This window comes from Massilia sp. METH4, from assembly GCF_037094685.1.
In the GTDB taxonomy this organism is placed as follows: Bacteria; Pseudomonadota; Gammaproteobacteria; order Burkholderiales; family Burkholderiaceae_D; genus Rugamonas.
The window spans coordinates 4,406,848-4,420,530 of the sequence record NZ_CP146614.1 but is presented as its reverse complement, the minus strand read 5'-3'; the positions used below and the strand labels follow the sequence as shown (position 1 = coordinate 4,420,530).

12 protein-coding genes are annotated in these 13,683 nt (G+C 68.7%); 1 reads left to right on the top strand and 11 read right to left on the bottom strand.

Translation table 11 applies throughout. The features are described from left to right. Positions 1-50 precede the first annotated feature (50 nt). The 11 genes from V6Z91_RS19475 to V6Z91_RS19425 form a co-directional block, all read right to left on the bottom strand. Complete coding sequence (locus V6Z91_RS19475) at positions 51-1,259, bottom strand: MFS transporter (protein WP_338759901.1); 1,209 nt, start codon at positions 1,257-1,259, stop codon at positions 51-53. A gap of 201 nt (positions 1,260-1,460) precedes the next feature. Beyond that, a complete protein-coding gene (locus V6Z91_RS19470) occupies positions 1,461-2,108 on the bottom strand; it encodes a TetR/AcrR family transcriptional regulator (protein WP_338759898.1) in 648 nt (215 codons plus the stop codon). A gap of 10 nt (positions 2,109-2,118) precedes the next feature. Continuing rightward, positions 2,119-2,892: a TIM barrel protein gene (locus tag V6Z91_RS19465; RefSeq protein ID WP_338759895.1), complete on the bottom strand. Its 774-nt coding sequence runs from the start codon at positions 2,890-2,892 to the stop codon at positions 2,119-2,121. A 1-nt stretch (position 2,893) separates the two neighbouring features. After that, entirely contained in the window at positions 2,894-4,129 is a 1,236-nt protein-coding gene (locus tag V6Z91_RS19460; protein ID WP_338759892.1) for an MFS transporter, read from the bottom strand. Between the two features lie 12 nt (positions 4,130-4,141). Then, positions 4,142-5,122 (bottom strand): sugar phosphate isomerase/epimerase family protein, encoded by a 981-nt coding sequence (locus tag V6Z91_RS19455; RefSeq protein ID WP_338759889.1) that lies wholly within the window; start codon positions 5,120-5,122, stop codon positions 4,142-4,144. A gap of 8 nt (positions 5,123-5,130) precedes the next feature. Continuing rightward, positions 5,131-6,075 carry a sugar phosphate isomerase/epimerase family protein gene (locus V6Z91_RS19450; RefSeq protein ID WP_338759887.1) on the bottom strand — a complete coding sequence of 315 codons (945 nt, stop codon included), beginning with the start codon at positions 6,073-6,075 and terminating at the stop codon, positions 5,131-5,133. A gap of 79 nt (positions 6,076-6,154) precedes the next feature. Beyond that, the gene (locus V6Z91_RS19445; protein ID WP_338759884.1) at positions 6,155-7,861 is read right to left on the bottom strand and encodes a GMC family oxidoreductase; all 1,707 of its coding nucleotides are present in this window, start codon (positions 7,859-7,861) and stop codon (positions 6,155-6,157) included. Between the two features lie 8 nt (positions 7,862-7,869). Continuing rightward, on the bottom strand, positions 7,870-8,526 hold the full coding sequence (locus V6Z91_RS19440; RefSeq protein WP_338759881.1) for a gluconate 2-dehydrogenase subunit 3 family protein: 657 nt from the start codon (positions 8,524-8,526) through the stop codon (positions 7,870-7,872). A gap of 311 nt (positions 8,527-8,837) precedes the next feature. Then, positions 8,838-9,446 (bottom strand): NAD(P)H-dependent oxidoreductase, encoded by a 609-nt coding sequence (locus V6Z91_RS19435; protein ID WP_338759878.1) that lies wholly within the window; start codon positions 9,444-9,446, stop codon positions 8,838-8,840. Continuing rightward, entirely contained in the window at positions 9,443-11,836 is a 2,394-nt protein-coding gene (locus V6Z91_RS19430) for a glycoside hydrolase family 3 C-terminal domain-containing protein (RefSeq protein WP_338759875.1), read from the bottom strand. Before V6Z91_RS19430 ends, V6Z91_RS19435 begins: the two co-directional genes overlap by 4 nt. Positions 11,837-11,861: 25 nt before the next feature. Further along, positions 11,862-12,956, bottom strand: a complete 1,095-nt coding sequence (locus tag V6Z91_RS19425) for an LLM class flavin-dependent oxidoreductase (RefSeq protein WP_338759873.1) — start codon at positions 12,954-12,956, stop codon at positions 11,862-11,864. Positions 12,957-13,211: 255 nt separating this feature from the next. Between V6Z91_RS19425 and V6Z91_RS19420 the strand changes: the two genes are divergently transcribed. Next, entirely contained in the window at positions 13,212-13,673 is a 462-nt protein-coding gene (locus V6Z91_RS19420; protein ID WP_338759870.1) for a hypothetical protein, read from the top strand. Positions 13,674-13,683 lie beyond the last annotated feature (10 nt).

Genomic DNA, 13,683 nt, shown 5'->3' with positions numbered 1-13,683 from the left:
CCCGAGGGATGTCCGACACCAATGTGCGGCCGCCGGTTGCGGCGGTGAGGCTACGAGTAGGCGGGTGCCGGCGGCCGCCGCAGCCGCAGCAGCACGGCGCCGAGGGCGCACACGCCGGCAATGATGCCGAAGGCCAGGAATGCGCCCTGCAAGTCGCCCACCAGGCCACGCATGGCGTTCACGGCGGCGGGCGACAGGAACTGGGCCACGAAGAAGGAGCTGGCCCACCAGCCCATGCCCTGGCCGCGGTGTTCGAACGAGTACTTGCTCTGTGTCCAGGCGATCAGGGCGGGCACGATGATGCCGTTGGCCAGCTGCTGCACGAACGCGAAGGCCAGCGCGACCTTGTAGTCCGGCGCCATGCCGATGCCGCCCAGGCCGATGGCATAGCCGACGAACACGAGGAAGATCTGCGCCCCGGCGCCGAAGCGCGTCGTGTAGCGGAAGATGACGGCGCCGATCGGCACGCCGATGCTGGGGATCGCCATCCACAGCCCGATCGACTTGGGATCACCAACGCCCATTTCCTTGAGCAGCAGCGAAAAATTGATCACCTGGACGTAGTAGATCGTCGACAGCACCACCGTCACACCGCACACCATCAGCGCGACGAGCTTGGGGAACGGCGTGGCGGTCGGCGCGCCGTCGGTTTTATGCAGGCGCTTGCCGCGCGGCGCCGGTTCGAACAGGAAGGCCAGGCTGGCGAGGAAGATCGGGATCGCCACGCCATACACGAGGAAGGGGAATTGCCAGCCCTGCGCGGCAAGGAAGCCCGAGCAGGCGATGGTGAGCGTGCCGAGCATGGACCCGACCACGCCCTGGATCATCAGCCAGCGGTGGCGCGCCTGCTCCTCGTAATAGTCGGCCAGCAGCGTGTTGACGACGGTGAGCACGCCGGCCTCGCCGATGCCGATCACGAAGCGCCCCGCCACCACGGCCCAGAAATTATCGATGAAGAAAGGCAGCAGGCCGCCGGCGCCGTACAGGGCCATGGCCCACAGCAGCAGCTTGCGGCGGCCAAACCGGTCGGCGATGGCGCCGGCCGCAGGGGCAAACAGCGCGATGCACGCGCTGGGCGCCGTGATCAGCAGCGGCACCATCAGTCTGGCATTGGGTACGTCGTGGAAGTGCGCCAGCAGCGTGGGCAAGGTGGGCGCGAGGGCGATGATCGCCATCACCGGCAGGAAGCCGGAAAAGACGAGGATCCATCCCTGGCGCCAGTCGGCCTGGCGGTGTGCTTGGGGGCTGTTGCTCTGCATCGTGTGTCTCCTGGATGGTGTGCAGCTCTCTGGCTGCTTCAGCGGGGGAAATCAGAACTGAAATTATGATATCGCTTCCCGCCGCCTTTTCCCATCAAAAAGTGCATCGACGCCACCGGTTTGTATGGATAGCACCTATCCAGGTCTTCGATAGCGCCCCGTGGCTGCACGTTGGCCGCGCCTCGACCGTTTTTCGACTGTTTATCGGCCGGGCCTGAACAGCAGGAAGGCCAGCAGCATGTCCGACAGGTCGTCCAGGAACTGGCTCCAGCTGCCCGCCTCGTCCAGCCGGCCGATGCTGTCCAGCCCCAGGAAGCGCGCCTGCGTGGCGTAGATGAGCTGTATGCCGGTCTCGATGGCCCGGTCGGGGTGCGGATGGCGGATCTCGCCGCGGCACGTCTGGAGCAGTGCGATGAACTTCGCAAACGTCTCCAGTGCCGACTTCTTGCCCGCGGCGCCGATGACCGGGTCGCTGGTGCCCCGCAGCATGAACGCGCGCAGCAGGCTGGCATTGTCCTTCAGCAGGGCGCCGAGGCCGCGGACGACGGCCGGCACGACCTGCTCCAGCCCGCGCGCCTCGGCGGCGATGCGGTCCGCCTCGCGGGTGAACTGCCCGGCAAGACCGGCGAGGAAGCGCACCTGCACCACGCGCAGCAGCTCGTCCTTGCCATCGACCCGGCCGTACAGCGACCCGGTGGATACGCCGGCGCGCCGGCAGATTTCGGCCAGCGTGATCTGGTCATAAGCGCGTTCGCCCAGCAGGTCCAGGGTGGCGGCGATGATGCGTTCGAAGGATTCGCGGCTCCGGCCCTGCTTGGGCGCACGGGCATGGGCACTGGTGGGCGGCATGGCCTGGCCGTCAGTCGGCCAGGCCCAGCGCCCGGCGCGCGGCTGCCAGCGATGCAACGTCCGGCAAGGTGGGGAAGTACTCCAGCCCGATCTCCCCGGCATACTTCCCGTCGCGCAGCGCGGCCATCACGTGCCCCCAGTCGATATCGCCCGTGCCCGGTTCGTGCCGCCCGCCCGTGTCGGCCACCTGCACATGCCCCACCAGCGCCATGCGGCCGCGCACGGCCGGGCCGAACGCCTCGCCCGTTTGCGCGGCATGGAACACGTCCGCCAGAAGGCGCAGTGCGGGACTGTCGACGGCGGCCACGATATCGAGCCCGCGCCCGATCGTGTCGACGAACATGCGCTGGCCGCCAACGATCATGTACACCGGCTCGAGCCACAGCGTGGTACCCGACGCTTCGGCCAGCGCCGCCGCGCGCCTGAGCACCGCGACCACCGCGTCGAACTGCTCCTGGTCCGGCACGCCGGGGCGCGTGAAGCCCGAAGCGAGGATCATCGCCGCGCCCTGGAAGCGCCGTGCGACCGGGATCGCATCGGCCACCGCCGCCAGCACGGCGTCATGGTCTGCGGGGTCGGCCAGGCTGCGGCGCGGGTCGACGCAGAAGCTGCGCAGGCGCACGCCGGTCTGGCGCAGCGCCGCCTCGATGGCATCGAGCGGCTTGTCGCGCCACAGGTGGAATTCCACGGATTTGAGGCCGGCCGCGGCGGCGGCGTGGATGCGCGCCGGCAGGTCCGCGCCGGCGTCCGCAAACATCCATTCGATACAGGCTGCGAATTGCATGTCATGTCTCTTTCAGGTGAGTGACGAGCAGCACGAGCGCGGCGGCGGCGCAGGCTGCGCCCACCACGGCCACGCTGCCGAGGAAAGTGAAACCGAAGCTGCCGATCAGGGTCAGCAACGGCGGGCTGAGGAACTGGCCCAGGAAGAACGAGCCGCCCCACAGGCCCATGCCGCGGCCGCGGTGTTCGAAGCCGTAGTGCTGCAAGGCCCAGGTGACGAGCACCGGCAGCATCAGCCCGCCGCCGACCTGGCCCAGCGCGTCGAGCGGCAGGCCGACGACGAGATCGGGCGCCCACGCCACGCCGACGTAGCTGACGCCATAGAAGGCCAGCACGATGGCCATCCACGTCGTCACCGACAGGCCGCCGAAGCGCTTGAACAGGTAGCCGCCCAGCACGGTGCCCAGGCTGGCCACCGTGGCCAGCACGCTGATGCGCTCCGGCGACGCCACGCCCATGTCGGCGAAGATGCGGCCGTGCTGCACGGCCTGCACGAAGAACACCAGCGCGAACAGGATCGTCACGCCGCACACGAGCAGCGACACGCGCCAGGGGAATGGCGTGGCCGCGGGCCGCTCCGCTTCGGCGGCGCCCCTGCGCGGCTCATGGCAGACGAAGAAGACCAGCGCCAGCACGGCGAAGCCGGAGAGGTACAGCAGGAACGGATAGCGCCAGTGCACGCCGGCCAGGAAACCGCCGGAGAGCAGGATGGCCGAGCCGATGAGCGGCGCGAACATGTTCTGGTAGCCCAGCCACTTCTGCCGCTCCTCGCCTTCGAAATAATCGCCCATCAGCGCATTGCCCACCGTGAGGATGGCCGCCTCGGCCAGCCCGACGACGACGCGGCTGGCGACGATGAGCAGCAGGCTGTCGAACATCAGCGGCGCGAGCCCCAGCAGGGCGAAGGCGAACAGCGCCGCCAGCAGCAGCCGGCGCCGCCCCCAGCGGTCGGCGATGGCACCCATGAACCCGGAAAACAGCGCCACGCACAGCGACGGCACCGTGATGATCATCGGCACCAGCAGCTGGAAGTTCGGCACCGCGGAAAACTGCTGGAACAGTTGCGGCAGGCCCGGGACCAGCGCGGCCAGCGCCAGCGTGGGCATGGCCAGGATCGCCATCAGCGCGATGCCTTGCGCGCGGCCGGCGGTACGCGCAGGCGCCGCCCCGCCATGCCTGGCCCCTTCCTTGGCACCTTGCCTGGCGCCTTCCTCGGCGCCCGTCTCGTGGAGGTTCATGGCGCCTCCCGATCAGCGCAGCGAAAGGTCGCCGGCCCGCTCCAGCACATGGCGCCGGTACCAGGCGTTGAGCATCATGCCGCTCGCGATCGGCTCGGGCCCCTTGTCGCTTTCGACGACGATCCAGCCCGCGTAGCCCAGTTCGCGCATTGCCGCCAGCAGCGCCGGGAAGTCCACCAGCCCGCTCCCCATCTCGCCGAACCAGCGCTGCACCTCGCGCTCCCCACCCGCCGCGATCATGGCCCGTTCGGCGTTCGGCAGGCGGTACTCGCCCAGCGTGTCGACGGCCAGCGCATCCTTGAAGTGGAAGTGCAGCACGCGTTCGTGGAAGCGGCGGTACAGCGCCACCACGTCATGGCCGGCGATGGTCAGTTCCGCCGTGTCGATGGCCAGGCCCACGTTGTCGCTGTCGCACAGTTGCAGCAGGCGATCCAGTTCGTCGGCCGTGCGCAGTGCCGACAGCGCATCGACATGCAGCGCCGTCTTCAGGCCCAGCGAGGCGGCCATGGCGCCGACGGCGTTCCAGCAGGCCGCGGCGGCGGCCATGCGGGTTTCGTCGAGCGCGCCCTCCTTCCAGAACGACGGGAACGGCCGCACCACGAGCACGTCGCCGCCCACTTCCGCCAGCATCCCGGCATGAATGCGCGCCTGGGCGACGATCCGGTCGCGGTCCGCCGGCTGGGTGCTCATCAGGCCGAAATGCAGTTCCTCGAAACTCATCACCGTCGGATCGAAGAAGGTGCTGGACACGCGGTGGATGCCGAGCTCGGCCAGCTTCAGGCGGAAATGCGCCGCCGATCCGAAGTTGATCGCGATGTTCTCCGGGCGCCCGATCGGGTCCCAGCGGCCGCTGCCCGCGTTCAGCTCGACCGCGTCGAAGCCGCAGGCGGCGGTCACCTTCAGCGCCCGTTCGATTTCCTCGAGCCGCGCGAAGCTGGTGAAGCCGGCCTTCCACTGGTTGACGCCGTACGCCCATTTGATCTGTCCGTTCATTACCTGCCTCACGCGTAGATTTTCTTCAGCACGTGCTGGATGTACCATGCCGCCAGCGCCGTGCTTTCCGGGTAGTTGCCGCCGCCCACGTCGGCCTTGTCGTGCTCGACGCCGACCCAGCCTTCAAAGCCGCACTCCTTCATCGCCGCCATCAGCGCCGGGAAGTCCACCAGGCCGCCGGGCGTGCCCATCTCGTGGAACCAGCGCGGCGTGGTCGTCGCCATCACCTCGGCATCGGGCTTGCGGCGGTAGTCGCCCACCAGGTCGACGTGCTTCGTGTCCTTCATGTGGAACGCGGCGCAGCGCTCGTGCAGCTCCAGGTACAGGTCGACGGGATCGACGCCGGCGATCACGTGCTGCGCCGTGTCCAGGCACAGGAACACGTAGCGCGGATCGGTCCACTCGTAGAACTTGCGCAGCTGTTCGGCGGAGCGGATGCCGCAGAAGAATTCATGGTGGCAGCACGTCTTCACGCCATGGTCCAGCGTCATCTTGCCGACGCGGTTCCACAATTCGGCGCAGGCGCGCAGCTTGTCGTCGGTGACCGGTTCCACGTCGTAGTACAGGCCGGCCGGCATGACGATGAAGTTCTGCACCCCCAGGCCGGCGGAAGAGCGCATGATGTGCTGCGCGTAGTTGAAGATGTGGTCATGCGTGGCCCGCACGTGCGGCGCGCTCTGCCGCTCGTCGTACATCACCGCGTGGAACAGGCTCAGCACGCGGTCGATGCCGCGCTCCTGCATGAAGGCGCGGGCGTTTTCCAGCGAGCCGAACAGCTCGCGCAGCGGACCGAGGTGGAAGTCGAAGGTTTCGATGGCCTCGAAGCCCAGCGCCGAGATCTGCTTCAGGAAGGCGTCGAAGCGCTTCACGGACGTGTATTGCGACAGCTGGCCCTGCGGCGTATCGATGCGCCAGTGATCCATATAAGCCCAGCGCAGTTTGGGGGTCGTCATGCCTTGCCCTTTCAAGAATTAGAATTACCGTTATATTCGAAGCAAAACAAAGCGGGTGCGCGCCCCCGCTTCGCGGGCATCAGATCCGGCCAGCCTTGATCTGGGCCACCGCGTAGTCGACCGCGCGCACCGTCAACGCCATGTAGGTGAGCGAGGGATTGACGGTGCCCGCCGACGCCATGGCCGCGCCATCGGTGACGAACAGGTTGTCCACCCCATGCACCTGGTTGTGCGCATTGAGCACCGACTCGGCCGGGTCGTGCCCCATGCGCGCGCCGCCCATCTCGTGGATGGATACGCCGGGCATGGTCCGCACGGGGATCAGCTGCACGCGCTCGGCGCCGGCCGCCTTCAGCATCTGCTCGGCCTGCCTGCCGGCGTCGACGGCCATTTTTCTCTCGTTCTCGCCGTAGGCCACGTCGAAGCTCAGCTGCGGCAAGCCATGGTTGCCGGGCTTCCTGTCGTTGAGCGTGACGCGGTTGTGCGCCTGCGGCAGCTGTTCGCCGAACGCGCCCAGGAAGGCCACCCACTTGCCAGGCCGCGCGATGTTGTGCTTCATGCCGGCGCCGAAGTCGTCGGTGAGCGCCGCCGTGTTGGTCCAGTCGTCGCGCATGGCGCCGCCCTGGAAGCCGTAGCCGCGCGTGAAGTCGGCGTCCTCGTCCTGCCTGCCCACGTTGCGAAAGCGCGGGATCAGGATGCCGGTGGCGCGGCGCCCCTTGTAGTTGCGGTCCTCGAAACCCTTGATCTCCCCGAACGCGGCCACGCCGTGGTGGTCGACCAGGTAGCGCCCCAGCTTGTCGCTGTGGTTGCCGATGCCGTTCGGGTGAGTGGCGCTGCGCGATTGCAGCAGCACCTGCAAGGTGCCGTAGGTGGAGGCGCACAGGAAGATGACGCGCGCCTTGAACGTGAGCCGCTGGCCGCTCTTCGCGTCGATCACGCGCACGCCGGTGGCCCGCTTCGTCTTCGGATCGACCTCGATCGATTCCACCACGCTGTCGGTGCGGATCGTCAGCCGCCCGGTCTTCTGTGCCGCCGGCAGGGTCGAGCTGAGCGAGCTGAAATAGGCGCCGAACGAGCAGCCGCGGTTGCAGATATTGCGGTTCTGGCAAGCGCCGCGGCCATTGTGCTCCACGGTCAGATTGGCCACGCGCCCGATCGTCACGCGGCGGTCCCGCCACTTCGCCTCGATGCGTTCCTTCAGCGCGCGCTCCAGCGCCGTCATCTCCATTGGCGGCAGGTACTCGCCGTCGGGAAAATGCTCCAGGCCTTCGGGCTGGCCGCTCACGCCGATGAATTTTTCGACGTGGCTATACCACGGCGCCAGGTCGGCGTAGCGGATCGGCCAGTCGTTGCCGTGGCCATCGCGGGCATTGGCGAGAAAGTCGTCGTTGCCCCAGCGGTAGGACTGCCGGCCCCAGGTCAGCGAGCGCCCGCCCAGCACATTGGTGCGGTGCCAGCGGAACGGTTTTACCTGCTCGTACGGATTTTCACGGTCGTTGATCCAGTAGTGGCGGTTGGCCCAGCTGAAGGCACCCCGCTCGATCTTGCTCTGGATTTCATAGTCGCGCGCAAACAGCTCGCGCTCGGGCAGCCCGCCATTGGGCGCCTGCCACGGCGGCGTGAATTCGTGGATGTATCCCGTCTGGTGCTCGACCTTCGCGCCGCGCTCCAGTACCAGCACCTTCAGCCCCTTCTCGGTCAGCTCCTTGGCGGCCCAGCCGCCCGTGATGCCCGAGCCGATCACGATGGCGTCGAATTGCGCGCCCTTGCTCATGTCCTTCTTCATGATGGTCCTCAGATGACGACCTGGTAGGGCCAGGTCTTGATGTCGACATTCGCTTCGAACTTGCCGGGCACCGGCATGTAGCGCAGCTCGCGGTTGCTGCCCGTCTCGGACGTGAAGTAGCCCAGCACGACCAGGTCGCGCAGCCGCAGGTAGAACGGCGCCTTCGGGTCGAGGATGCGGTCGGCCAGCGAGAACGTGCGCCCGCCATACGGGCTGGCCGCGCGCAGCGCCTGCAGCAGTTCGGCGCCCTGCTCCGGCGTGCAGTCGGCGAAGCCGCGCTGCCAGCGCTGCCGCGCGCTGTCGTCCAGCCCGGCCAGGCCGCCGCGGAAGGCGGCCGCTTCGGCGTCCGTCATCCAGCCTGCGTACAGGGCGCCGATGAACTGCGGCACGCCCGCTTCGCGCGCGCCGGGCGTGTCGGTCGTGGGGATGATCACCTGCGCGGCGGCGCCGAGTACCGCCATCTCGCCGGCGTTCAGGGCGGACCGCGCCGGTGCGGCCGCGCCGGCGGCCTTCAGCGCGGCGCCCGCGGCGGAGCCGGTCCACGCAGTAGCCAGCGCGCCTGCCAACAGCGCGGCCAGCACGTCGCGGCGCGACGGATTGTCGACGCGGCCTTCGCCCGCGGCGGCCGGCCGCTGCCGGCGGAACTGCACTTTACTGATCGTCATGAATCACCTTTCTTTCGGGACTGCGGGCCAACGGGGCGCACGGCGCCCTTGCCGGTGCCGCGCGGAGCGGCCGGACAAGCTGGCGTTATCGATTCGCTTGCGCGGACCCGCGTGCCGGTGGCGGCGCGGGCCGGTGGATCAACGGCAAGTTGGTGCGGGAGGCGGGGTCGCGGCCGTGCCGGCCGCGCAGGGGTGGATCTGGCAGGTCATGCGTTTTGTCTCCAATGTTCTTGTGTCCGCACGCGCCCGTCATGGCCGGGCGTCATGTGGAATCCAGCATAGCACGGTTTTAGAACCGTAATTCTTGTTTTTTATGCTGCCGCGGGTGCGGGATTGCGCACGCCCACCACCTGTTCGGCCAGGGTGCGCAGGCTCGCGCTCACCTGCGCCTCCAGGCACTGGCCATCGCCGTCGAACAGCTTCACGCCGGCCGTGTTGAGCGTCACGCCCAGCGGCGTCGGCCAGCCGCGCAGCGCATGCACGATCGAGCGCATGGCCGCCAAGGTGGTATTGCAGCCCTGCCAGCCGGCCGCGGTGACGATGCAGCCGACCGGCATGCCGTCCAGGTACACGCGCTCGTCCGCGCGCAGGTCTTCCAGCAGGTCGATGGCGTTCTTGACGAGACCCGAGACGCCGCCGTGGTATCCGGGCGAGGCGAAGATCACGGCGTCGGCGCGCCGCACCGCCTCGACCAGGTCGCGCTGCCCTGCCGTGCGTTCGCTCTGCTCCGGCGAATAGCCGGGCAGCGCTGCCAGCGCCTCGCCGCCGAACAGGCGGGTCTCGGCGCCCAGCTCCCGCGCATGCCGCAATGCGGCGCGCAGCGCGCATTCGGTGCTGGAGCCGGGGCGGGTCGTGCCGCCGATGCCGACGACGAATGGCGCACGGCCGCTGGCGCGGGCCGCATTGGTGGTGTGGTTCACGATTTGTCTCCTTGGATGGTGATGGATACCGACAGCGGCAGGTCGGCGCTGGAATGGCCCACCAGCAGGTGGATCGGCCCCTCCAGCGTGCGCCAGCCATCGCGCCACGTTTGCAGGCGGCGCAGCGGAACGGGTATGACGACGCTTGTCGCCGCGCCTGCCTCCAGCCACGCCTTGGCGTAGCCGACCAGCGCCAGCTCGGGTACGGTGCGGTACACCTGTACGACCTCGGCGCCGCCGCGCGTGCTGGTATTGCGCAGCGTGACGGTGACCTCGCAGCCGCCGGCCGCTTCGCGCACGGCGGCATCGCGCAGGTGGAACTCGGCATAACCGCGGCCGCCGCCGAACGGCTGGCGCGGCGCAACGCCGCGCGCGGCCAGGCCCCGATAGCCGACGCGCACGCCATCGCTGTAGTGCAGGTCGCCCCGCGCGTCCGGCCGCAGCGACAACGCCGGGTAGTCGGCATCGTCGCGGGCGATCGTGACGGGCATGCGCCCGCCCGGTTCGCGGTCGCCGGCCAGCACCTGGGCCAGCGCGGCGCCGAATTCCTGGCCCGGGTACCAGCAGTGCAGCACTGCCCTCGCCTGCGTTTCCCAGCGCGTGTCGAACGCATGGCCGACATTGGTGACGACCACCGTGTTCGCATTGGCCGCGCACACCCGTTCGATCAGGGCAAGCTGCTCGAACGGCAGGCAGGTATCGGCGCGGTCCTTGCTCTCCACGCTGGCATCGGACGTCTCGCCGACCACCAGGATGACGGTGTCGGCGTCGCGGGCTGCCTGCACGGCGGCAGCCATCATCGCCGCGGCGGTGCCGGGCGCGCGCACGCCGTACCACAGGCCCTGGCAGCGGGCCGGCGTGTAACGCAGCTCGACGACGACTTCCACCGTGCGGCCGCCCTCCAGCGGGATAACGACGCTGTCGGCATCGCCGCTCTTCAGGCGCCCCATCACGTCGCCCGGCGCCAGCTGTTCGTCGCGGCGGAAGACTTCCTCGCCGTCGACCAGCAGGCGCAGGGCGCCGGTACCGCCCACGTGGAAGCGGTGCTCGCCGCTTTCGGTGGCGGTGAACAGGCCGCTGGCGCGCGTGCCCGCCGCGACCTGGAAGGCGCCGGCTTCATGCACGCCGTGGAACCAGGTCAGCGAATTGGTGTCGCGCGTCTCGCTCAGCACGGGCCGGCCGGCCAGGTCGGCATTGTCGAAGTACTCGATCGTCATGCCGCGCGTGCAGCCATCGTCGAGCGCGCGCGCCGGCCGCACCGGCATGCGCGGCAGCTTCGGCTGCGGATCGACACCCGGCGTGTAGCTGGCGATGGCGTCGCCGAAGCGCACGCGCAGCGCATCGATCGGCAGCACGGCATCGGGCTTGACGGCGATCTTGGCGAAGGTGCCGCCCTGGAAGCATGGCGCGCTGGCGTTCGGGCCGATCACGGCGATGCGCTGCCGCTTCGCCGGATCGAGCGGCAGCATGGCACCTTCATTGCGCACCAGCGTGAAGCCGGCGGCTGCCGCTTCGACCAGCAGTTCGGTCGCGGCGGCATCGTCGAGCGGCTGGCCTTTGCCGGCGCCGAAGCGCCGCGCGGTGTCGGCCACGCGCTGCGCCGCGTCTTGCAGGCGTGCCAGCGGCACCTGCCCTTCGGCCACGGCGCCGGCGCTGCGCGCACCGAGAAAGCGCGCCGGCCCCGGCATTTCCAGGTCGAGGCCGCCGGCCAGCGAGCCCACCGTGGAATGCGTGCCGAACCAGTCGCTCATGAACACGCCGGGGAAACGCCACTCGTCCTTCACGATGTCGCGCACCACCGGCCCCGCTTCGGCGCACCATTGGCCGTTGACGCGGTTGTACGCCGTGAGCATGCCGGCGCATCCCGCCGCCGCCGCCATCTCGAACGGCAGCAGATAGACTTCGCGCAGCGTGCGCTCGTCGACGACGGCATTCATGCGGTCGCGCTCCGTCTCGCTGTCGTTGCAGACGAGGTGCTTGGCGACCGCGCCCGTGCCGACGGACTGGCAACCCTGCACCCAGGCGGCGCCCAGCGTGCCCGTCAGCACGGGATCTTCGGAGAAGTACTCGAAGGCGCGGCCGGCCAGCGGGCTGCGCGCCAGGTTCAGGTTCGGCGCCAGCATCAGGTCGACATTGCGGCGGATCGCCTCGCCGCCGACCAGCCGCCCTACCCTTTGCACCAGCGCCGGGTCCCAGCTCGCGCCCAGCGCGATGGGCGCCGGCGTGAGCAGCGAGACGTCACGCTCGTCGATCCGCGCGCCGGCCACGCCCATCGGCCCGTCCGCCATCGCCAGCGAGGGAATGCCGGCGTCAAGGATGGCCGGCGTGGTCCACATCGTCGCGCCGGCGGTCAGCGTCGCCATCTCGTCGATGGTCAGCTCTCTCGTCATGGTGTTCTCCACGGCAGGCGGCGCGTCACTTGAAGGCTGGCAGCACGTGTTCGGCCAGCAGGCGCAGCGTCTGGTTCGCATAGGCCAGGCGCTTTTCCGTCAACGGGCCGGTCACCGTGCCGCACAGGATATTGCCGATGCCGACTTCCTGGTAGTCCCGCAGTTTCCCGATCACGGTTTCCGGGCTGCCGTACAGGCACCAGGTGGCCATCCATTCCTCGGTCAGCGCGTTGTTCGTGCGGTCGGTCTTCCGGTTTGCCTCGTCCGCTTCGGCCCTGGCGTTGAAGGCCGCCTCGCGTTCGATGGCTTCCTGGTACGAGGTCAGGATTTCCAGCACTTCCTTGTGCGCCTGTTCGTCGGTGGGCGCCAGGTGCACGCACTGGTAGCTGTGCGTGGTCCACGACAGCGCATCGGCCACCGTGTCGGCCGGGTGGCCGGCGGCCAGCAGCTGCTCGTGGTAGCTGCGGAAGTATTTTTTGACGTGGCTGAGCGGTTCCGTGCCGCCGATCTTCGGCGGCGTGAACGCGGGGATAAAGGCCGGCCAGCCGTTGACGGCCGCGCGCGTGGTGCTGCTTTCCTTCATCGCCACCGGCATCAGCCGCGCATGCTTTTCGCCATACGGCGCCGGCGCGATGCGCTGCAGCACGCGGCCCTTGTGGAAGCCATCCAGCTCGACCGGCGCGTCATCGACCGTCTTGTTCCACAGCGCTTCGGCCGCCTGCAGGTTTTCCTCGGCGATGCGGCCGGCATCCTTGTAGTTCACGCCGAAGCCGATCATCTCTTCCGGCGTGGTGCCCGAGCCGATGCCGACCAGCAGCTTGCCCTTCGTCAGGTGGTCGAGGATGTTGATGCGTTCGACGAAACGCACCGGGTGGTGCAGCGGCACCGACGTGACGGAAAAGCCGAAATGCATGTCCGGCAGCTTGGCCGCCAGGTAGGAGGCGAACATGTAGCTGTCGCTGGCCACCGGCATGTAGCCGTTGAAATGGTGGTCGGGCAGGAAGATGGCGTCGAAGCCCAGTTCGCCGGCCAGCAGGGCGTGCTCCTCCAGGTCGGTGATCAGTTGCTTGTCGGCGTCGGCACGCATCGTGCGCGCGTTGAGGAAGACGGAGAAACGCATGGGAAGCCCTTTGCTGATGAGTGTTTGGACGCTTCTAAGTAAAATCAGAATTACGGTTATATTATTAACCGCCATCCTTCGCGTCAATCACTTTGCGCTGTCGGGGGTATTGCTTTGGTGGATACCTGGGATGCACGGGACTGGAGAATCCGGGTGCTTCCTTGGCGTGCCGCCGCTTCCTCAAGTCATACGCCGGACATATTCACCCTGTAGCGTGCAACCGAACCACGCTACAAGAATTGACTGAGGATGCCCATGCGCCAATTGCTCTCCACCCTTCTCGCCTTCATCGCGGGTTGCTGCGCGGGCCTCGCCGTCGGCGCGGCGATCCTCGCCATGGCCGGCCTGCCGCTGCCGCTGCCCGAGGAAGGCAGCCTGCTGGCCGAACGCTTCATCGCGGCGATGGCCGTGCCGGGCTCGATGGCCTATCCGGCCCTGCTCGCCGCGCATGCCGCCGGGGCCTTTGCCGGTGCCGCGGTGGCGGCGCGGCTGGCGCCGGGCCATGGGCTCATCAGCGCGCTCGCCATCGGCTTCACCTTCCTGTCGGCCGGCATCGCCAGCGTGCTGGTGCTCGACGCGCCCTTCTGGTTCCAGGTCCTCGACCTCAATCTCGCCTTCGGTCCGATGGCGTGGCTGGGCTGGCGCGTGGCCAGCGCGCCGGTCCGCCGCGCCGCTTTCCGGCCGCGCGCGTGGCACCCGCGAAGCAGGTCCGCATAGCGCGCGGAGC